Source organism: Microbacterium bandirmense, from assembly GCF_037204185.1.
In the GTDB taxonomy this organism is placed as follows: Bacteria; Actinomycetota; Actinomycetes; order Actinomycetales; family Microbacteriaceae; genus Microbacterium; species Microbacterium bandirmense.
This window is the reverse complement of record NZ_JBBDGM010000006.1, coordinates 239,848-258,347: the sequence shown is the minus strand read 5'-3', so window position 1 is coordinate 258,347 and position 18,500 is coordinate 239,848. Positions and strand designations below refer to the sequence as shown.

At 69.6% G+C, this 18,500-nt stretch carries 22 protein-coding genes; 17 read left to right on the top strand and 5 right to left on the bottom strand.

Going from position 1 to position 18,500, the window contains the following annotated elements:
* The first annotated feature begins 125 nt into the window (after nucleotides 1-125).
* Nucleotides 126-260, top strand: a complete 135-nt coding sequence (locus WDU99_RS09340; RefSeq protein WP_337332178.1) for a hypothetical protein — start codon at nucleotides 126-128, stop codon at nucleotides 258-260.
* A 23-nt stretch (nucleotides 261-283) separates the two neighbouring features.
* Here WDU99_RS09340 and WDU99_RS09335 read toward each other — a convergent pair whose 3' ends face one another.
* The gene (locus WDU99_RS09335; RefSeq protein WP_420063997.1) at nucleotides 284-1,102 is read right to left on the bottom strand and encodes an IclR family transcriptional regulator; all 819 of its coding nucleotides are present in this window, start codon (nucleotides 1,100-1,102) and stop codon (nucleotides 284-286) included.
* A 58-nt stretch (nucleotides 1,103-1,160) separates the two neighbouring features.
* On the opposite strand from WDU99_RS09335, the gene hutH reads away from it, so the two are divergent.
* From hutH to WDU99_RS09315, 4 genes are read left to right on the top strand one after another with little or no spacing between them, the layout of a single operon-like run.
* Nucleotides 1,161-2,702 carry a histidine ammonia-lyase gene (hutH, locus tag WDU99_RS09330; protein ID WP_337332176.1) on the top strand — a complete coding sequence of 514 codons (1,542 nt, stop codon included), beginning with the start codon at nucleotides 1,161-1,163 and terminating at the stop codon, nucleotides 2,700-2,702.
* Nucleotides 2,695-4,452, top strand: a complete 1,758-nt coding sequence (gene hutU / locus WDU99_RS09325) for a urocanate hydratase (protein WP_337332175.1) — start codon at nucleotides 2,695-2,697, stop codon at nucleotides 4,450-4,452. Before hutH ends, hutU begins: the two co-directional genes overlap by 8 nt.
* A gap of 13 nt (nucleotides 4,453-4,465) precedes the next feature.
* The gene (gene hutI / locus WDU99_RS09320) at nucleotides 4,466-5,623 is read left to right on the top strand and encodes an imidazolonepropionase (RefSeq protein ID WP_337332174.1); all 1,158 of its coding nucleotides are present in this window, start codon (nucleotides 4,466-4,468) and stop codon (nucleotides 5,621-5,623) included.
* A gap of 44 nt (nucleotides 5,624-5,667) precedes the next feature.
* Nucleotides 5,668-6,312, top strand: a complete 645-nt coding sequence (locus WDU99_RS09315) for an NAD(P)H-binding protein (protein WP_337332173.1) — start codon at nucleotides 5,668-5,670, stop codon at nucleotides 6,310-6,312.
* A 16-nt stretch (nucleotides 6,313-6,328) separates the two neighbouring features.
* On the opposite strand, the gene WDU99_RS09310 is transcribed toward WDU99_RS09315, so the two are convergent.
* From WDU99_RS09310 to WDU99_RS09295, 4 genes are all read right to left on the bottom strand, one after another.
* Nucleotides 6,329-6,592: a hypothetical protein gene (locus tag WDU99_RS09310; protein WP_337332172.1), complete on the bottom strand. Its 264-nt coding sequence runs from the start codon at nucleotides 6,590-6,592 to the stop codon at nucleotides 6,329-6,331.
* Nucleotides 6,589-6,723 carry a hypothetical protein gene (locus WDU99_RS09305; RefSeq protein WP_337332171.1) on the bottom strand — a complete coding sequence of 45 codons (135 nt, stop codon included), beginning with the start codon at nucleotides 6,721-6,723 and terminating at the stop codon, nucleotides 6,589-6,591. The genes WDU99_RS09310 and WDU99_RS09305 overlap by 4 nt, the downstream gene beginning before the upstream one ends.
* Nucleotides 6,724-6,887: 164 nt before the next feature.
* Nucleotides 6,888-7,793 (bottom strand): agmatinase family protein, encoded by a 906-nt coding sequence (locus WDU99_RS09300; RefSeq protein WP_337332170.1) that lies wholly within the window; start codon nucleotides 7,791-7,793, stop codon nucleotides 6,888-6,890.
* 4 nt (nucleotides 7,794-7,797) lie between these two features.
* The gene (locus WDU99_RS09295) at nucleotides 7,798-9,096 is read right to left on the bottom strand and encodes a DUF445 domain-containing protein (RefSeq protein WP_337332169.1); all 1,299 of its coding nucleotides are present in this window, start codon (nucleotides 9,094-9,096) and stop codon (nucleotides 7,798-7,800) included.
* A 94-nt stretch (nucleotides 9,097-9,190) separates the two neighbouring features.
* Between WDU99_RS09295 and WDU99_RS09290 the strand changes: the two genes are divergently transcribed.
* From WDU99_RS09290 to WDU99_RS09235, 12 genes are all read left to right on the top strand, one after another.
* On the top strand, nucleotides 9,191-9,472 hold the full coding sequence (locus tag WDU99_RS09290) for a type II toxin-antitoxin system Phd/YefM family antitoxin (RefSeq protein WP_337332168.1): 282 nt from the start codon (nucleotides 9,191-9,193) through the stop codon (nucleotides 9,470-9,472).
* Nucleotides 9,472-9,894, top strand: a complete 423-nt coding sequence (locus WDU99_RS09285; RefSeq protein ID WP_337332167.1) for a type II toxin-antitoxin system VapC family toxin — start codon at nucleotides 9,472-9,474, stop codon at nucleotides 9,892-9,894. Before WDU99_RS09290 ends, WDU99_RS09285 begins: the two co-directional genes overlap by 1 nt.
* Nucleotides 9,891-10,580 carry a nucleotidyltransferase domain-containing protein gene (locus WDU99_RS09280; RefSeq protein ID WP_337332166.1) on the top strand — a complete coding sequence of 230 codons (690 nt, stop codon included), beginning with the start codon at nucleotides 9,891-9,893 and terminating at the stop codon, nucleotides 10,578-10,580. The genes WDU99_RS09285 and WDU99_RS09280 overlap by 4 nt, the downstream gene beginning before the upstream one ends.
* A 158-nt stretch (nucleotides 10,581-10,738) precedes the next feature.
* Nucleotides 10,739-11,104 (top strand): hypothetical protein, encoded by a 366-nt coding sequence (locus tag WDU99_RS09275; RefSeq protein ID WP_337332165.1) that lies wholly within the window; start codon nucleotides 10,739-10,741, stop codon nucleotides 11,102-11,104.
* Complete coding sequence (locus WDU99_RS09270) at nucleotides 11,085-11,867, top strand: DUF222 domain-containing protein (protein ID WP_337332187.1); 783 nt, start codon at nucleotides 11,085-11,087, stop codon at nucleotides 11,865-11,867. The genes WDU99_RS09275 and WDU99_RS09270 overlap by 20 nt, the downstream gene beginning before the upstream one ends.
* Nucleotides 11,864-12,172: an HNH endonuclease signature motif containing protein gene (locus WDU99_RS09265; protein ID WP_337332164.1), complete on the top strand. Its 309-nt coding sequence runs from the start codon at nucleotides 11,864-11,866 to the stop codon at nucleotides 12,170-12,172. The genes WDU99_RS09270 and WDU99_RS09265 overlap by 4 nt, the downstream gene beginning before the upstream one ends.
* The gene (locus WDU99_RS09260) at nucleotides 12,169-12,441 is read left to right on the top strand and encodes a metal-sensitive transcriptional regulator (RefSeq protein ID WP_337332163.1); all 273 of its coding nucleotides are present in this window, start codon (nucleotides 12,169-12,171) and stop codon (nucleotides 12,439-12,441) included. Before WDU99_RS09265 ends, WDU99_RS09260 begins: the two co-directional genes overlap by 4 nt.
* Before the next feature lie 135 nt (nucleotides 12,442-12,576).
* Complete coding sequence (locus WDU99_RS09255; RefSeq protein WP_337332162.1) at nucleotides 12,577-13,749, top strand: ABC transporter ATP-binding protein; 1,173 nt, start codon at nucleotides 12,577-12,579, stop codon at nucleotides 13,747-13,749.
* A gap of 78 nt (nucleotides 13,750-13,827) precedes the next feature.
* A complete protein-coding gene (locus WDU99_RS09250) occupies nucleotides 13,828-15,009 on the top strand; it encodes a polyamine ABC transporter substrate-binding protein (RefSeq protein ID WP_337332161.1) in 1,182 nt (393 codons plus the stop codon).
* A complete protein-coding gene (locus WDU99_RS09245) occupies nucleotides 15,002-15,886 on the top strand; it encodes an ABC transporter permease (RefSeq protein ID WP_337332160.1) in 885 nt (294 codons plus the stop codon). Before WDU99_RS09250 ends, WDU99_RS09245 begins: the two co-directional genes overlap by 8 nt.
* Complete coding sequence (locus tag WDU99_RS09240; RefSeq protein WP_337332159.1) at nucleotides 15,883-16,740, top strand: ABC transporter permease; 858 nt, start codon at nucleotides 15,883-15,885, stop codon at nucleotides 16,738-16,740. The genes WDU99_RS09245 and WDU99_RS09240 overlap by 4 nt, the downstream gene beginning before the upstream one ends.
* The gene (locus WDU99_RS09235; protein ID WP_337332158.1) at nucleotides 16,740-18,395 is read left to right on the top strand and encodes an amidohydrolase; all 1,656 of its coding nucleotides are present in this window, start codon (nucleotides 16,740-16,742) and stop codon (nucleotides 18,393-18,395) included. The genes WDU99_RS09240 and WDU99_RS09235 overlap by 1 nt, the downstream gene beginning before the upstream one ends.
* Nucleotides 18,396-18,500: the final 105 nt, after the last annotated feature.

The following is an 18,500-nucleotide window of genomic DNA, read 5'->3' as shown; positions in this document are numbered from 1 at the left end:
AACAAAAGAGCCACCCAGAGTTGGGTGGCTCTTTTGCGTTAAGGCGTCTGTGATTTGACTTCCCCTGCAGGCGGGCTATGGTCAGGGTTACCAACCCGCCAGCCGAAAGAAGGGGAAGCGAGTAAATGTCTGGAAAGACACCGCAGTCACGAGCAGGTAAGAAGGAGCCGAAGCTCACGCTCAAGGAGAAGCGCGCCGAGAAGCGCGCGAAGCGGGAGCCGGAGACGTTCATCAAGACTCGCAAGGGCGCGAGCAGCTGAACCCATCCGATGCCCCTGGGGCGTCATGGCATCCGTGTCTCACCGGTGCCGTGACGCCCCTTTCTCTGTCTGTACCCGAGACGCTCCTCGAGCAGGCGTGCCGCATCGGCGACAGCATCCGACGGATCGGGGTCGCTGTGCAGCTCCCACGTCACGGCCACTGCGGCGGCCGGCCACCCCGAATGGTCGCGCACCGCGACGGCCACCGAACGGAAGCCCGCGGTCACCTCTCCGTCTTCCGTCGCGACGCCGGTGCGCCGCACGTCGCGCAGCACCTCCCGCAGCTCTGCTGGACGCGCGGGGCCGCGTCCCGTGCGGTCGGTGAACGCCGCGGCATCCGGATACAGTGCGCGCACCTGAACCTTCGGAAGCGCGGCGAGCATCGCCCGTCCGGTCGCCGTCAGATGTGCAGGCAGACGCACACCGACGTCCGTCACGAGTGCGGGGCGCCGCAGCGCCCGCTCCTCGACGATGTACAGCACATCACGTCCGCTCATCACGGCCAGGTGCGCGCTCTCGCCCACCCGGTCGGCGAGGGCGGCGATGACCGGTCGTCCCAATCGCGCCAGCGGCTCCTGCCGGGCGTACCCGCCGGCCAACTCGAACGCGCTCGTGCCCAGTCCCCATCGCCGCTCCTGCGGCAGGTGCACGACGAATCCGTGTGCCTCGAGTGTCGCCAGCAGATGGTAGGTCGTCGACCGGGGGATGCCAAGGTCGCGTGCGAGCGCGGAGGCCGCCACCGGGGCCGGTCGCCGGGCCAGGTGGCGCAGGATGCGCAGCGTCTGATCAGCCGCCGGGACCTGAGGGCCCGCCTGGACGTCAGCTGCGTCGTCTGGGATCACAGACACAGTCTGGCACCACGGCCCCCCGCCGTTGAGCGGAACGGTGTGGAATCGAGACATGACCTCGATTTCCCCAGTGATCATCGGCGATGCGCCGCTTCTGCCCGCTGATGTCGTGGCCGTCGCCCGACACGGCGCCCGCGTCGAGATCAGTGCCGGCGCTCGTGAGCGCGTGGCGGCTGCGCGCGCCGTGATCGACGGTCGTGCCGCAGATCCGAATCCGCACTATGGCGTGTCCACAGGCTTCGGGGCGCTGGCGACGACCTTCATCGCTCCCGACCGCCGCCGCCAGCTGCAGCTCAGCCTGATCCGTTCACATGCGGCCGGCACAGGTCCCGAGGTGGAGACCGAAGTCGTGCGGGCGCTGCAGCTGCTGCGCCTGCAGACCCTCGCCTCGGGACACACGGGTGTTCGCCCCGTCGTGGTCGACACCTATGCGGCGATGCTCAACGCCGGCATCGCTCCTGTCGTCCGCGAGTACGGCTCGCTGGGCTGCTCCGGCGACCTCGCACCGCTCGCACACGTGGCGCTGGCAGCCATGGGCGAGGGCGATGTGCGGGACCGCGTCGGGGTGCTCACCCCCGCGGCGGAGGCCCTGGCGGCAGCATCCATCGAGCCACTCGCACTCGTCGAGAAGGAGGGCCTCGCGCTGATCAACGGCACCGACGGCATGCTCGGCATGCTGCTGCTCGCGCTGCACGACCTCGCAGCGCTGGTCACGACGGCCGACGTCGCCGCGGCCATGTCGATCGAGTCGCAGCTGGGTACCGACGCCGTCTTCGCCGCCGACCTGATGGCGCTTCGTCCGCAGCTCGGGCAGGCGGCATCCGCCGCGAACCTGCGCGCCTTCCTGGGCGATTCGCCCATCGTGCACAGCCACAAGGGCCCGGAGGACGGGCGCGTGCAGGACGCGTACTCGCTGCGCTGCTCACCGCAGGTGCACGGCACGGTGCGCGACACGATGGCCCACGCCACGCTGATCGCCCAGCGCGAACTGGCATCCGTCATCGACAACCCCGTCATCACGGGCGACGGCCGCATCGAGTCCAACGGCAACTTCCACGGCGCTCCCGTGGCCGCGGTGCTCGACTTCCTCGCGATCTCGGCGGCCGACCTCGCCTCCATCTCGGAGCGGCGCACCGACCGGGCACTCGACCCCGCGCGCAGCCACGGCCTCCCGCCCTTCCTCGCACACGAGGTCGGCGTCGACTCGGGGCTCATGATCGCGCAGTACGCGGCAGCCGGGATCGTCTCCGAGCTCAAGCGCCTCGCCGTTCCGGCATCCGTCGACTCCATCCCGTCATCGGCGATGCAGGAGGACCACGTCTCGATGGGCTGGGCGGCCGCGCGCAAGCTGCGCCGCGCCATCGACGGCCTGAGCCGAGTGCTCGCGACCGAGATCATCACCGGCGCGCGCGCCCTCGACCTGCGGGCACCGCTGCAGGCCGGCCCTGCCACCGGCGCCGTCCGAGACCTGGTCCGCACGGTCGCCGCCGGCCCCGGACCCGACCACTTCCTCTCACCCGACATGGAGGCCGTCACCGAGCTCGTGCGCTCGGGCGCGGTCGCCCGCACTGCGAAGGAGCACGCGAATGTCTGACGCTTCGATCCCCTCACCCCACTCCGACCGTCGCTTCGCGCCGCCCGGAGCCTCCGGGGTGCGGGGGCCCGGCTCAGCGACCCACGACCCGGCCCGCACCGTCCGCGCCGCGCGCGGAAACGTCCGCACCGCGAAGAGCTGGGGCGCCGAGGCGGCGAAGCGGATGCTGATGAACAACCTCGACCCGGAGGTCGCCGAGCACCCCGACGATCTCGTCGTCTACGGCGGCACCGGTCGTGCCGCCCGCAGCTGGGAGGCGTACGACGCGATCGTTCGCACGCTCGATGAGCTCGAGCCCGATGAGACGCTGCTCGTGCAGTCGGGCAAGCCCGTCGGCGTCTTCCGCACCCACGAGTGGGCGCCGCGGGTGCTCATCGCCAACTCGAACCTGGTCGGCGACTGGGCCACCTGGCCGGAGTTCCGCCGGCTCGAGGCTCTCGGGCTCACCATGTACGGCCAGATGACCGCGGGATCGTGGATCTACATCGGCACCCAGGGCATCCTGCAGGGCACCTACGAGACCTTCGCCGCCGTCGCCCGCTCGCTCGGCGCTGCGACAGGCTCAGCGACCGACTCCCTGAAGGGCACGCTGACCCTCACCGCCGGCGCCGGCGGAATGGGCGGCGCGCAGCCGCTCGCCGTCACCCTCAACGACGGGGCCGTGCTGATCGTCGACGTCGACGAGTCGCGCCTGGCGCGCCGCGTGGCGCACGGCTACCTCGACGAGTACACCACCGATCTCGACGCCGCCGTCGCCCGCGTCGTGGCGGCGAAGGATGCCGGCGAGGCGCTCTCGGTGGGCGTCGTCGGCAATGCCGCAGAGGTGTTCCCCGAGCTGCTGAGCCGCGGCGTGCCGATCGACGTGGTCACCGACCAGACCAGCGCGCACGACCCGCTCGCCTATCTGCCGGTGGGTGTCGCGTTCGAGGATTGGAAGGCCGAGGCCGAGCGCGACCCCGAGGGCTTCACGCAGCGCTCGCGCGAGTCGATGGCGGCGCACGTCGCCGCGATGGTCGCGTTCCAGGATGCCGGGGCGGCGGTGTTCGACTACGGCAACTCCATCCGCGCCGAGGCGAAGCTGGGTGGGTTCGAGCGCGCCTTCGAGTTCCCCGGCTTCGTTCCGGCGTACATCCGCCCGCAGTTCGAAGAGGGCCGCGGACCGTTCCGCTGGGCCGCGCTCTCCGGAGACCCGGAGGACATCTACGCGACCGACCGTGCGATCGCGGAGCTCTTCCCTGAAGACACGGCACTGCACCGCTGGCTGGAGAAGGCCGGCGAGAAGGTGCACTTCGAGGGACTGCCGGCGCGAATCTGCTGGCTGGGCTACAAGGAGCGCCATCTCGCGGGGCTGAAGTTCAACGAGATGGTCGCCTCCGGCGAGCTGAAGGCGCCGATCGTGATCGGCCGCGACCACCTCGACTCCGGTTCGGTCGCCTCGCCGTACCGCGAGACCGAGGCGATGAAGGACGGGTCGGATGCCATCGCCGACTGGCCCCTGCTCAACGCGCTGCTGAACACCGCGTCCGGCGCCTCGTGGGTATCGCTGCATCATGGCGGCGGTGTCGGCATCGGCAGGTCGATCCACGCCGGGCAGGTGACCGTCGCCGACGGCACCGAGCTCGCGGCCCAGAAGCTGGAGCGCGTGCTCACCAACGACCCCGGCACCGGGGTGATGCGGCACGTCGACGCCGGGTACGAGCACGCCAAGGACGTCGCCCGTGAGCGCGGCCTGAACATCCCGATGCTCTGAGAGGATGCACCGTATGCGCACCATGATCACGAACATCGGCGAGCTGACCACCAACGACAGCTCAGAGCCCCTGACGGATGCCGCCGTGCTCATCGACCGTGGTCGCATCGAGTGGGTGGGCGCGGCCGACGACGCCCCGAGCGACCCCGAGGGGTATGAGGAGGTGGATGCCGCGGGCCGGGCGGTCATCCCCGGGTTCGTCGACAGCCACAGCCACATCGTGTTCGGCGGTGACCGTGCCGAGGAGTTCGAGGCGCGCATGGCCGGACAGAAGTACGCCGCCGGCGGCATCCGATCCACCGTGGCGGCGACGCGGTCAGCATCCGACGACGAATTGCGCGCCCGGCTGCGCGGCCTTCTCGACGAGATGCTCGCGCAGGGCACCACGACCGTCGAGATCAAGAGCGGCTACGGACTCGACGTCGCCACCGAGGAGCGCCTCGTGCGGCTCGCCGCCGAGGTCACTCCCGAGGTGACGTTCCTCGGCGCGCACGTCGTGCCTGCCGAGTACGCCGATCGCGGTGACGAGTACGTCGACGTGGTGGTCGGCGAGATGCTGGACGCCTGCGCGCCGCACGTCAAGTGGATCGACGTGTTCTGCGAGACGGGCGCGTTCACGGTGCCGCAGTCGCGGCGCGTGCTCGAGGCGGGCATCGCCCGAGGCCTGCAGCCGCGGGTGCACGCCAGTCAGCTCGGGCGTGGGGAGGGCGTGCAGCTGGCCATCGAGCTCGGTGCGGCGTCGGTCGACCACGGCACCTATCTGACCGATGCGGACGTCGCGGCGCTCGCCGCGTCCGACACCGTGCTCACGCTGCTGCCCGGGGTGGAGTTCTCGACGCGCCAGCCGTATCCCGACGCGCGAGCGCTGATCGACGCGGGTGTCACGGTGGCGCTGGCCTGCGACACGAACCCCGGGTCGAGTTTCACATCGTCGATGGCGTTCTGCATCGCGGTCGCGGTGCGCGACATGGGTATGACCACGGCCGAGGCGGTGTGGGCGGCCACCGCCGGCGGTGCGCGCGCCCTGAGGCGCGACGACATCGGCGTGATCGCGCCGGGCAAGCGCGCCGACCTGGTGCTGCTCGATGCGCCGTCGCGCGTGCACCTGGCCTACCGGCCCGGGGTGCCGCTGATCAGACACGTCTGGAAGGACGGCGCCCGGGTCCGGTGACGAGCGGCCGCCCCGAGCGTCCGGTGCACGGGTACGGTGGAGACATGGCTCGAATCCTGATCGTCGGCGGCCACGGCAAGGTCGCACTGCTGCTCGCTCCGATCCTCGCGGCCCGGCGAGATGAGGTCACCGCCCTGATCCGCAATCCCGCGCACGCCGATGACGTGCGCGCGGCGGGCGCGACGCCGTTCGTGTTCGACGTCGAGCACGAGGATCGCGCCGCTCTCGCGCAGGTCATCGCGGGGCATGATGCGGTGGTGTGGTCGGCGGGCGCCGGCGGCGTCGACCCGGAGCGCACGAAGGCGGTCGACCACGACGCCGCCGTGCGTTCGATGGATGCCGCGGCGGATGCCGGTGTGCAGCGCTACGTGATGGTGTCGTACTTCAACGCCCGGCCCGACCACGGCGTCGACCCGGGGAACTCGTTCTTCGCCTACGCGGAGGCCAAGGCCGCCGCCGACGAGCATCTGCGGGCATCCGATCTGGACTGGACCGTCCTCGGGCCGAGCGGGCTCACGACGGCATCGCCGACCGGGCTCATCGACGCGGCGGCGGAGTCTTCCCACACGGTGTCGCGGGGCAACGTCGCCGCGGTGATCGCGGCGACGCTGCAGGATCCGTCGACGATCGGTCGCACCATCCGGTTCAACGACGGCGCGACGCCGATCGTCGACGCGATCCGCGCCTGACGGCGCGTCTCCGCTCTCAGGCGCGGTCGACCAGTTCGCTCTCGCCGCTCTCGCGCGCGCAGTTCGCGCAGCAGTACGTCACACCGTCGGCTTCCACGCCGTGGCCGATGATCGTGCACTGGCAGTGCGCGCAACGCGGCGCCATGGCATGGATGGCGCATTCGAAGCTGTCGAACGTCTGGGCCTGGCCGCCGCGGGTGATCGTGAACGATTTGTCGTAGGTGTTGCCGCAGACGTCGCACACGGCGGTCTGCGTTCCCTCGACGGGGGCGATGCTCATGCGCGACCATCCCCATCGGTCAGACGGGCGAGCAGCATCCGCTTGCCCTGCTCGCCGTTGCGCAGGGATGCCTCGAGGACGCACACCAGGTTGTAGTCCTTGTCCTTGAGTGCGCTGTCTGGCTTGTTCATCGTCCTCTCCTCTCTCGTTGAGCCTCAAGGATGATCCCGGCCGGGCGGTCAGCCCAGGGGGTGGCGTCGAGGAGTGTTCAGACGTACGCTGGGCGGGCTCGGTGCATGGCGCGCCAGGCTGAATGCCGCGTCAGGCTTCGAGGCGCGGCCCGGCGGGTCGGCGCTCAGCGTCGCTCGACCAGCCCGGCCAGCAGCTCCAGCACGCACAGCGCAGCCAGCCGCACGGTGCGGCCGTCGGGGGCGTCGGCGGTGGCGTCCACCTCGGCGATGTCGGCGCTGACGACACGGGCATCCGACGCGACCGCACGGGTGAGCGCACGCAGCTCCCATGCGGCGAGGCCCCCGGGCACGCTCGCCGGGCAACCAGGCGCGACCGACCGGTCGCAGACGTCGACGTCGATGTCGAGGTGGATCCGGGCATCCGATCCCGCTCCGGCGATCTCGAGCGCTTCGGCGACGACGTCATCGATGCCGCGTCGACGCACTTCGTCGAGGGTGATGACGCGGATGCCCCAGTCGGCCGCTCGCTGCGCGTAGAAGGCGGAGTTGGCGAAGTCGGCGATGCCGATCTGCACGATGCGGCGCGGGTCGACGCGCTGTCCTTCGGGAGCGTCTTCCACGAGGCGGCGCACCGGGGTTCCGTTGGAGACGCCGTCGCGCAGATCGAAGTGCGCGTCGAACGTGATCAGGCCCGTCGCGCCCGCGCCGCGGGCGACGGAGTAGGTGAGGGAGTTGTCGCCGCCCAGCGCGATCACCCGGCGGGCGGATGCTGACAGCTCGGCCACCCTGGCGACCGTGCGCTCGGTGCCCTCGGGGGAGTCCGGGTCGTCGACGTCACCGGCGTCCGTGATGCGCAGCGCCTCGCCGAGATCGACCGCGGGTGGCCCCATCAGCGTCGGGCTGTACCGGGCGAGCGCCTCGCGCACCGCAGTCGGCGTCGCGTGCGCGCCGGTGGGGGAGAGTGATGTGCTGAAGACCGGGACGCCGAGCAGCGCGGAGTCCACGCGTGTGCCGTCGAAGGCGGGCCAACTGCCCGCGCGGGGCCAGGACGGATCGTGCGAGAGTGCCATGTCGTCAGACTCCGGGGATCAGGGCGTGGGCGACGGTGAAGATGGCGACGCCGGCGAGTGCGCCGACGACGGTGCCGTTCAAGCGGATGTACTGCAGATCGCGGCCGACCATGAGCTCGATCTTCTCGGTGGTCTCAGCGGGGTCCCAGCGCTCGACGGTGTCGGTGATGATCGAGGCGATGTCGTGGCGGTAGCGGTCGACGAGGAACACGGCGGCCTCGGTGGCCCAGCCGTCGACGCGGCGCTGCAGAGCCGCATCGGCGGTGAGGCGACGGCCGATGTCCTCGAGGGCTCTGGTGGCGCGTTCGCGCAGCCCGCTGTGCGGATCGGCGAGTGCGGTCAGCAGACCGGCCTTGGCGGTGTTCCAGGCCTGCGCCGCGAGCTCACCCACCCGGGGGCTGTCGAACAGGTTGGCCTTCGCGCCCTCCAGCCGGGCGCGCATGGCGGGGTCGTGCTGCAGGCCGTCGGCGAGGCGGGCCAGGTAGCCGTCGATGGCGATGCGGGCCGGATGCTGCGGATCGGCCTGCACGGCGCGGATGAACTTCACCGCCTCGCTGTATGCGGTCTCATCGACGAAGCGGTGCGCGAGGCGCGGCACCCACGACGGCAGCCGCCGGGAGATCAGGCCCTGGAAGGCGGTGGCGTTGTTGTCGAGCCAGCCGCCGATGTTGTCGACCGCGAGGTCGACGGCTCCGCGGTGGGCATCCGTCTCGACGATCTTCTCGAGCCAGGCGCCCGCCGGCGGGCCCCACTCCGGGGCGACCAGGTAATCGCGGGCCAGGTCGGCGATGAGGTCGCGCACATCGTCATCGCTGAGCGCCCGCAGCACCGCCGCTGCGATCGTCGAGGCCTCGGCGGCGACGCGCTCTGCGTGGGACTGGGTCCCTGAGCCTGTCGAAGGCTGTGAGAGCCACTCGCCCAGACGCTGTGCGACCGCGGTGCTCGAGACCTTCTGCCGCACGACGTCGGCGGAGAGGAAGTTCGTCTCGACGAAGTCTCCCAGCGATCGGCCGATCTCGTCCTTGCGGTTCGGGATGATCGCGGTGTGCGGGATGGGCAGACCCAGGGGCCGACGGAACAGCGCGGTGACGGCGAACCAGTCGGCCAGCGCGCCGACCATGCCGCCCTCGGCCGCGGCGCGCACGTAGCCGAGCCACGGGTAGCGGGCCTGCAGGGCGAACGCGACGACGAAGACGACGGCCATGAAGATGAGCGCGCCCAGCGCGACCGCCTTCATTCGGCGGAGCCCCCGCAGACGCTCCTGGTCGGCGGGTGAGAGCAGTGCCATCGGTGTGCGCGGCATGTGGTCATCCTTTCATGGAGTCGCCTGCCTGCTTCGCGGAGTGGGTCGTGTAGTACAATCACTACATTCCGAATCGAGGTGCATCGTGTTCACCATGAGTGCGCGGGAGTTCAATCAATCAGTGGCGCAGGCGCAGCGACGTGCCGAGGACGAACCTGTTCTCGTCACACGCCACGGCGCGCCCGCTTATGTTCTGCTGAGCATCGCGGAGTACGAGCGATTGTCGTCCGCTGAGCCGGGCGAAGGGGCGCCGAATGCGTGGGACCTGCTTGCGCCTCCCGCAGGGGCAGCGCTCGATGACGACGGCGAGTTCGACAGCATCCTGACAGATATCCGGAAGAACACTCCGGACCGCCCACCGTTCGAGTTCGGCTGATGTTCCTCCTCGACACGAATGTGATCTCCGAGACGAGCCGGAAGCGGGCTGATCCGCAGGTCGTCGCATGGCTGCGGGGTCTTCGGCCCGGTCAGTGGCGGGTGAGTGTGGTCACGGCCTACGAGTTGGAGCTCGGGGTGGCAGGCTTGCGGCGCCGCGATGAGAGTCAGGCTCTCGTGCTCGAGCGGTGGCTGTCGCACGCGCGGGAAGGATACGCCGAGCGCATGCTTCCGGTGACCGCCGAGATCGCCAGGCGCTGCGCGGCGATCCAGGTGCCGAACCGGCGGCAATTGACGGACGCCCTGATCGCGGCGACGGCACTGCATCACGGACTCACGGTCGCGACACGGAACGAGAAGGACTTCGACATTCCCGGGCTGCGTGTGGTCAATCCGTTTGCGGAGGCGGTGGGTGCTCGATGAACTTTCTCGCAGTGGCCGAGCGGTTCGCCGCGCAGCACTTCCCGGAGGCGAGCGTGGTCGTGCTGGCGGGCAGTACCGCGCGTGGGACACGAACGTCGACGAGCGACATCGACCTTCTCATCCTGGGCGAGACGCTCTTCGCCGATGGTCGGACGAGTCTGGCGGCGACATATCGCTTCGAAGGCGAGGTCTTCGAAGTCTTCGCGTACACCGAGGAGGGCTTCTCGACATGGGCGAACCGAGGGTTCGAGCAGTACCGGCCGGTGATCGTGCAGATGCTCCTGGATGGGGTCACGGTCCGGGGTGCAGCCGAACGTGAGCGGTACAAGGACGTCTGGTCGCCGAAGTACGAGGCCGGCCCCTCGCTCGAGCCGAGCGAAGCTGCGTTTCGTCGCTATGTCATCACCGATCTGCTCGATGACTACTCGGATGTGACCGATCCGGTGGAGCGGCATGTGATCGCGACGCTCCTCTACGAAAGGACTGCGGAGCTGGTGCTGCTGACGAACTCACGGTGGATCGGCACGGGCAAGTATCTGCCTCGACGCCTCGCAGAGTTCGATCCGGATCGCGCTGCCGCTCTGGCGGCTCACCTGGTCTCGGGCGATCACGATCTATTCGCCGAGCAGGTCAAGATCGAGCTCGACCGTGCGGGAGGTCGCGTTCAAGAGGGGTTCCAGCGGTAGGGCGTCGGCTCGGTGTCACTGACTGAACTTCCATGGCGGGAGAGATTCGCCGTTGTGGCTCTTCCTGCACAATCGATGGTTTCATCGAGTTATCCACAGGCCGAAAATATGCCCTGATCTGGGCTGTCAATGTCGGTGACCCCCTGTTGAATGGAGGCATGACATTCCTCGCAGACGCACTTGAGAGCATGGCTCGGCAGCTCGCCGACATGCGCGCGTCTTCGAGCGAGAGCATCGCGGGCGGCGGTAGTGAGCAGATCGAGGCGGCGGATGCACTGCGCGAGCGGTCGGAGCGGGTGACCGCACGGGCTGGATGCCGCACCATGGTGGAGCTTCTTCAGCGCTGCATGCTGATCGACCGCACGGCGGCCCGCCACTATGTCTCCGCGGCCGAAGCGGCGCACGAGGAGAACGGCCTTACCTCGGGTGAGCCGCTTCCCGGCCGCTTCCCCGAGCTGACGGCGGCGCTGCGCGCCGGGGAGATCTCGGTGGCAGGTACCTTGCCTGCGTCGGCCCGCTGCTGAAGTCCGGCGCGCGCATCGGCGCCGACGACATGGCGGTGGCGGATGCTGTGCTTGCGCGGGCCGCGACCTGGACGACAGAGACAGTGCAGACGACACCGTGGCCGACCCGCAGGAGCGCGCGCCACGACCCACAGTCGAAGAGCTCGCCGGGCTGGTCGCCCACCTGCTGTTGCGGATCGACCCCGATGGCGCCGAGCCCGACGATCGTGCGGGGGAGCGGAACCGCTGCTTCTCCATCGGGCGCCTCCGCGGTGGGACGGTGTCGGTGCGAGGGCAGGTGCTCCCCGAAGTGGCCGGCGCGCTGCAGCGCCTGATCGATGCCTACAGCAACCCGCGTGTGCAGTTCACGCCGGACGCCGATGATCCGCAACTGTCTGACGCTGACGACGGGGATGCTGACGATGATGTCCCGCCGATGTCAGCATCCGATCTGCGCACCGCGCCGCAGAAGCGGCACGACGCGTTCGCGGCGATCGTCGCGTCGGTCGCCGCAGCCGGAGCCGCGCCGCAGCTGGGCGGTGCGGCGCCGACCCTGATCGTGTCGGTGGATGCCGAAGACTTCGCCGCCGGCACCGGACGGGCATTCATCGCGAACACCGACTGGGACGTGCCCATCGACGTGGCACGGCACACCGCGTGCGCAGGCGGTGTGCAGCGCGTGCTGTTCGACGAATCCGGAGCCATCGTCGGGCTCGGCACCAGCGGACGCATCTTCACCGCACCCCAGCGCAAAGCGATCGCCCTACGGACGGTGCCTGCGTGATCCCCGGATGCGACGTGCGCGCCGACTGGTGCGAGATCCACCACGTGCAGGAATGGGCCCAAGGTGGAGCCACCCACACCGACAACGGCGTGGCGCTGTGCTGGCATCATCACCGCACGCTCGAGGTCTCCGGGTGGCAGATCCGCATGCGCGACGGACTGCCGCAGATCCGCGGCCCCGCCTGGTGGGATCCGTACTGTCAGTGGCGCGCGCCCGACGATGGGTACCGGGCGGTGGACAGAGCGGTGGACAGAGCGGTGGACAGAGCCCTCGCCGGGATGTCGGCGGGTACGCTCGGAGTGTGATCGAAGACATCAAGAAGCGCGCCCTGCACCGCACCAGCATCCTCGAAGGTCAGCTGCGCGGCGTCGCGCGGATGATCGAGAGCGAGGAGTACTGCATGGACATCATCACGCAGTCGCGCGCCATCCAGCGCTCCCTCGAATCACTCAACCGGCTGCTGCTCGAGAACCACCTGCGCACCCACGTCACCCACATGTTCGAAGAAGGCGGCGACGAGCGCGAGCAGGCCGTCGGCGAGTTGCTGAAAGCCTTCGACTTCGACCGCAAGTAGGTTTGTATCCGTTGTCAACTATCAATATGGCAACGGATATCGTCGCTCGATCCGATAAATTCTTCGCTTTTCGCTGTACCTCCGCCCTGACCTGTGGTTGACTGACGGCACGTCAGATCTCAACGTGGAGGTTTCATGGCCGATACCGTACCCGCGGCGACCGCACCCGACCCCGGCCCCGCAACGGGAATCCCGACCGGAGGCGTCGAGATCATCGGCGTCACGAAGCGCTACGGCGATGCCGTCGCCGTCGACGACCTCACGCTGTCCATCCAGCCGGGTGAGTTCCTCTCCCTGCTCGGGCCCTCCGGCTGCGGCAAGACCACCACGCTGCGCATGATCGCCGGGTTCGAGCATCCCGACGCCGGCGACATCAGCATCTCCGACCGCAGCGTGCTCGGCCTGCCCCCGCACAGACGCGAGGTCAACACCGTCTTCCAGGCCTACGCGCTCTTCCCGCACATGACCGTCGCCGAGAACGTCGCCTACGGACTGCAGCAGCGCCGCGTACCCAAGGCAGAGCAGCGTCAGCGCGTCGCCGAGGCCCTCGACATGGTGCAGCTGCGGCGATTCGCCGACCGCAAGCCCACCATGCTCTCCGGTGGCCAGCAGCAGCGCATCGCGCTCTCCCGCGCGCTGATCAACCGCCCCAGCGTGCTGCTGCTCGACGAGCCCCTCGCCGCCCTCGACCGGCAGCTGCGTGAGGAGATGCAGGTCGAGCTGAAGCTGCTGCAGGCCCGCCTCGGCATGACCTTCGTCTTCGTCACCCACGACCAGGGCGAGGCGCTGTCGATGAGCGACCGCATCGCAGTCATGCGCGAAGGGCGCATCGAACAGCTCGACGCCCCCGAGAGCATCTACGCCGCCCCCGCATCGGCGTACGTCGCCTCGTTCATCGGCCAGCAGAACTTCGTGCAGGGCACCGTCACCGCAGACGGCGGAGCCATCGACACCGAGATCGGCACGGTCGCCGGCGAGTGGGGCGCGGATGCTGTTGCCGCCGGCGGATCCGCCGTCGCAGCGATCCGACCCGAGTTCATCCGGCTCGAGACGGCCGGCTCCCCGGGCGTCGGCGTCGACGGCCGCGTGCTGAGCGTCTCGTACCTGGGAGAGACACTGCAGGTCGTCGTGGGCGCCGGCGATCAGACCCTGCTCGTGCGCACCCCCGCGCCGACCGCCCCTGCCGTCGCCGTGGACGACGACGTCCGCTGCGTCTGGCAGCCGTCCGCCGTGCGCCTGTTCGCCGCCGAGGGCGCACCGCTGGCATCCACCCACGTCATCACCCTGCCCGACCGCCTGCGCGCGTGAGAGCCACCGACCCGACACACGCCACAGACCACGCGCCCACCCGCCGCACGAACACCCGCCGCACGAAGGAGTGCACTCATGAACGACCGCAACAGCATCCGCATCCTCGCCGACAGCACCGTCGCGCCGCTGGTCCGCCGCCAGCTCACGCGCCGCGGCTTCATCGGCGCCGTCGCCGCGCTCGGCGCGGCCGGCATCCTCACGGCGTGCTCTCCCGGCGGATCCACCACGCCCGCACCCGGCGCGACCGGCGGCGAGATCGAGGGAGACCTGTCGATCTACAGCTGGGGTGAGTACGACGCCCCCGAGGTCGTCGAGGCGTTCACGAACGAGTTCGGTGCGAAGGTCACCATGGACACCTTCGCCTCGAACGAGGAGATGATTGCCAAGCTCGTCGCGGCCAAGGGCACCAGCGGCTACGACCTGGTCGTGCCCACCGGCGTGTTCATCCCGCAGATGATCGAGAACGGGCTGCTCGCCAAGCTCAACCTCGACCTCATCCCGAACATCGAGCACATGGACCCCGCCTTCCTCGGCCGGGCCTGGGACCCGAACAACGAGTACTCCATCTGCAAGGCCTGGGGCACCACCGGCTTCGTCTACGACAAGACCGTCATCACCCGTGAGCTGAAGACGTGGAACGACTTCATCGACGCCGCCCAGAACGAGGCATCCGGTCAGACCTCGGTGCTCGACGACCCCGCGCCGCTGGGCGGCATCTACTACTGGGCCAACGGCATCGACTGGAACACTACCGACCCTGCCGACCTCGACGCATGCGAGAACTTCCTGGTGAACGAGCTCGCCCCGCACATCGCGGCGTTCGACTCGTATCCCGGCGGCGCCGCAATCCCACAGGCCTCGCACGTGCTGATGCAGGTGTGGAACGGCGATGCCCGCATCGGCATCCAGGAATCGCCCGACCCCGACCGCTGGCAGTGGGTGCTCGGCGCACCCGACACCGAGCTGTGGATGGACAACTGGGCGCTCGCCGTCGGCGCGCCCCACCCCGAGGCCGCCCACGCGTTCCTCAATTTCATCCTGACCCCCGAGAACCAGCTCGCTCAGGTCGACTACATCGGCTACGACACCGGCGCGGCAGGCATCCGCGAAGCTGCCGAGGAAGCCGGACTCGAGATGCTCGACATGGTCTTCTTCGAGCCTGAGCAGGTCGAGACCATGCACGAGGGAAAGGTCACCGAGGCGCAGGCGCGGATCGTCGAGATGTGGAACAAGACGAAGGCCGCCGCCGGTGCGTAGCCTGAGATTCGGGCTGGCCGTACCCGCCTGGGTATGGCTGGCCATCTTCTTCATCGCCCCCATCGCCATGGTGGTGTGGTTCAGCTTCGGCTACAAACCCGGCATCTTCGGCACGCACGCCAACGACGTGCTCTCGTTCGACCGGTACCTCGAGGCGATGTCGCCCACCTTCTTCGCGACCTTCCAGAACACGCTCTGGGTGGGCGTTGTCGGCACGCTGCTGTGCCTGGTGATCGGCGCACCCGTCGCCTACTGGATGGCGGTGAAGGCCCCGCCCTCGCAGCGCGGTCTGCTGATCGCCCTGGTGATGGTGCCGTTCTGGACGAACTTCCTGGTGCGCACCCTCGGGTGGCAGGTGATCCTCGCACCCGAGGGCTGGCTGTCGTCGGGCCTGCAGGCCATCGGGCTGCTCGACGGCCCGCTCGAGATCCTCTACTCGCGCGGGGCGGTGCTGATCGGCGTGGTCTACAACTACCTGCCGCTGATGATCCTGCCGCTGTACGTGGCCTTCGACCGAGTCGGTACGCCGCTGCGCGAGGCCAGCAAGGACCTCGGCGCCAGCTCGGTGCGCACCTTCCTTCGCGTCACCGTGCCGCTCGCTCAGCCCGGCATCATCGCGGGCGTGCTGCTGGTCTTCATCCCGTTGATGGGCGACTACATCACCGCCACGGTGCTCGGCGGAGCACAGGGCAACATGGTCGGCCAGCTGGTGGCCAGCCAGTTCGGCACGGCGCAGAACTGGGCGCTGGGCTCTGCCATGGCGGTGCTGCTCATCCTGATCATCATGCTGACCATCGCGGTCGCCGCGGGCATCCTCTGGCTCGTGACGCTGCCCTTCCGCAACAGCAACCGACTCGTCCTGGGAGAGGCATCATGAGCGACGTGCGCGTCCGCCGCCACGGCACCGGGGACAGGATCCTCGGCATCTGGTCGGTGCTGGTCTACGCCTTCCTGTTCCTGCCGATCGTGGTGATCATCCTGTCGTCGTTCAACGGCGGCCGGCTGCTCGTCGCCTGGGACCACTTCAGCCTCGCCCCCTTCGCCGCGCTGTTCGAGAAGGCGGTGATCCGCGACGCGGTGATGGTCTCGCTGCGCACCGGCCTGATCGCGGCGCTGCTCGCCTCGGTGCTCGGCACGCTCGCCGGTGTCGCGATGGCACGACGCCCCGGACGCTGGGTGTGGTGGTTCCTCGGTCTGCTGCTGCTGGTGGCCGTCACCCCCGAGATCGTGGATGCCATCGCGCTGCTGCCCTGGCTGGTCTTCCTGGGGCAGGACCTCGGGATCAGCCTGTTCAACGACGGCACCATGCGGCTGGTCGTCGGCCACTCGCTCTTCTCGGTCGCGATCGTGTCGTACATCGTGCGTGCGCGGCTGATCGGCCTCGACGCTCGGCTCGAGGAGGCCTCGGCCGATCTGTATGCCACCCCGCTGCGCACCTTCGGCCGGGTCACCCTGCCTCTGGCGATGCCCGCGGTGCTCGCCGGATTCCTGCTCTCGTTCACGCTGAGCCTCGACAACACCGTCGTCTCGGCGTTCGTGCAGGTCTCGGGCACCACCCCCTGGCCGGTGTACGTGCTCAGCTCGCTGCGCAGCGGACTGCGCCCCGAGATCGCCGCGGTCTCGACCGTGATGCTGCTGCTGACACTGGTCTCGCTCGCGCTGGTCGCCATCGTGCTCAAGCGCGCGGGCGACTCGGCGACCGAGATCGCGCGCACGATGGCGGGTGGATGATGACCGACGCCGACCTGGTCTTCGCCGGCGGCGCCTACGGTGGCCGCGTGTTCCTCTCCGATGCCAGTCGCGGTCGCGCCGACGCCGTCGCCGTGCGCGACGGGCGCATCGTCGCCGTGGGGGCGGATGCCGTCGAGCTGATCGGACCGCGCACCGAGACGGTCGATCTGGACGGGCGGATGCTGCTGCCCGGGTTCCAAGACGCGCACGTGCACCCGCTGTGGGGCGGCCTCGACCTGCTGCGCTGCGATCTGTCCGACCTGTCCACCTCCGACGACTACCTGAGGCGCGTCCGCGGCTACGCCGCCGAGCACCCCGACGACGAGTGGGTGCTGGGCGGCGGCTGGATGATGTCGGCCTTTCCCGGCGGCACGCCGACAGCATCCGCCCTCGACTCCGCCGTCGGCGACCGACCCGCCTTCCTGCCCAACCGCGACGGGCACGGCGCGTGGGTGAGCTCGCGCGCGCTGGAGCTCGCCGGCATCACCCGCGACACCCCCGATCCTGACGACGGCCGGATTGAGCGCGACGCCGACGGCATGCCCTCCGGCACTCTGCACGAGGGGGCGATGACCCTCGTGAACCGCCTGCTGCCCGAGGAGCCGCACGAGCGCCTGCGCGAAGCGCTCGCCGTAGGGCAGCGCTACCTGCACTCCTTCGGCATCACGGCCTGGCAGGACGCCATCGTCGGAACGCAGTACAGCGACGCCGGAGACCCGCTGCCGGTGTACATCGCCGCGGCCGCCGCCGGTGAGCTGACCGGTCGGGTGGTCGGCTCGCTGTGGTGGGATCGCACGCGGGGGCTGGAGCAGATCGACGACCTCGTCGCGCGCCGCGACAGCGGTCGGGTCGGCCGTTTCAACGCGACCAGCATCAAGATCATGCAGGACGGCGTGGCCGAGAACTTCACGGCATCCATGCTCGAGCCGTACTGCGACGGCCACGGACACCCGACCGAGAACGCGGGCATCTCGTTCGTGCCACCCGACGTGCTGAACGAGGCCGCCGCGCGCCTGGACGCGCTCGGCTTCACCCTGCACTTCCACGCCATCGGCGATCGCGCGGTGCGCGAGTGCCTCGATGCGGTCGAGACGGCGCTGCGCCGCAACGGACCGCGCGGCAACCCGCACCACATCTCGCACATCCAGGTGATCCACCCCGACGACGTGCCGCGGTTCCGCCGCCTCGGCGTCACCGCGAACATGCAGATGCTGTGGGCGACCCTCGAGCCGCAGATGGTCGACCTCACCCTGCCGTTCCTCGGCGAGCAGCGCTCGAGCTGGCAGTATCCGTTCGGGGATCTGCTGCGCGCCGGCGCTGCGCTCGCCGCCGGCAGCGACTGGTCGGTGTCGACGCCCGATCCGATGGCGGCCATCCACACGGCCGTGAACCGGCGCTCCGCGCCCTCGGAGTGGGAGGGCGACTACCCGCCGTTCCTGCCCGAGCAGGCCATCGATCTGGGCACGGCGCTGCACGCGTACACGGCCGGGTCGGCGCGCGTGAACTCGCTGCCCGAGACCGGGACGATCCGCGTCGGGATGCTGGCCGACCTCACCCTGCTCGACCGTGATCCGTTCGAGGGGCCGGCCGAGAAGATCGGTGACACGCAGGTGCTCGGCACCTGGGTCGAGGGCGAGCGGGTCTACGAGGCCTGAGGCGCAGCGCGCGCCTATCAATGCCGAGGCCCCCTCCTGCCGCCCGCGCCCCCTCTGAACTGCGTAGGCAGGAGGGGGCCTCGTCGACCAGAGGGGGCTTCGGCG

Coding starts and splice junctions, on each gene's coding strand:
- WDU99_RS09340 (WP_337332178.1), top strand. CDS start 126: ATGTCTGGAAAGACACCGCAGTCACGAGCAGGTAAGAAGGAGCCGAAG.
- hutH (WP_337332176.1), top strand. CDS start 1,161: ATGACCTCGATTTCCCCAGTGATCATCGGCGATGCGCCGCTTCTGCCC.
- hutU (WP_337332175.1), top strand. CDS start 2,695: ATGTCTGACGCTTCGATCCCCTCACCCCACTCCGACCGTCGCTTCGCG.
- hutI (WP_337332174.1), top strand. CDS start 4,466: ATGCGCACCATGATCACGAACATCGGCGAGCTGACCACCAACGACAGC.
- WDU99_RS09315 (WP_337332173.1), top strand. CDS start 5,668: ATGGCTCGAATCCTGATCGTCGGCGGCCACGGCAAGGTCGCACTGCTG.
- WDU99_RS09310 (WP_337332172.1), bottom strand. CDS start 6,592: ATGAGCATCGCCCCCGTCGAGGGAACGCAGACCGCCGTGTGCGACGTC.
- WDU99_RS09305 (WP_337332171.1), bottom strand. CDS start 6,723: ATGAACAAGCCAGACAGCGCACTCAAGGACAAGGACTACAACCTGGTG.
- WDU99_RS09300 (WP_337332170.1), bottom strand. CDS start 7,793: ATGGCACTCTCGCACGATCCGTCCTGGCCCCGCGCGGGCAGTTGGCCC.
- WDU99_RS09295 (WP_337332169.1), bottom strand. CDS start 9,096: ATGCCGCGCACACCGATGGCACTGCTCTCACCCGCCGACCAGGAGCGT.
- WDU99_RS09290 (WP_337332168.1), top strand. CDS start 9,191: ATGAGTGCGCGGGAGTTCAATCAATCAGTGGCGCAGGCGCAGCGACGT.
- WDU99_RS09285 (WP_337332167.1), top strand. CDS start 9,472: ATGTTCCTCCTCGACACGAATGTGATCTCCGAGACGAGCCGGAAGCGG.
- WDU99_RS09280 (WP_337332166.1), top strand. CDS start 9,891: ATGAACTTTCTCGCAGTGGCCGAGCGGTTCGCCGCGCAGCACTTCCCG.
- WDU99_RS09275 (WP_337332165.1), top strand. CDS start 10,739: ATGACATTCCTCGCAGACGCACTTGAGAGCATGGCTCGGCAGCTCGCC.
- WDU99_RS09255 (WP_337332162.1), top strand. CDS start 12,577: ATGGCCGATACCGTACCCGCGGCGACCGCACCCGACCCCGGCCCCGCA.
- WDU99_RS09250 (WP_337332161.1), top strand. CDS start 13,828: ATGAACGACCGCAACAGCATCCGCATCCTCGCCGACAGCACCGTCGCG.
- WDU99_RS09240 (WP_337332159.1), top strand. CDS start 15,883: ATGAGCGACGTGCGCGTCCGCCGCCACGGCACCGGGGACAGGATCCTC.
- WDU99_RS09235 (WP_337332158.1), top strand. CDS start 16,740: ATGACCGACGCCGACCTGGTCTTCGCCGGCGGCGCCTACGGTGGCCGC.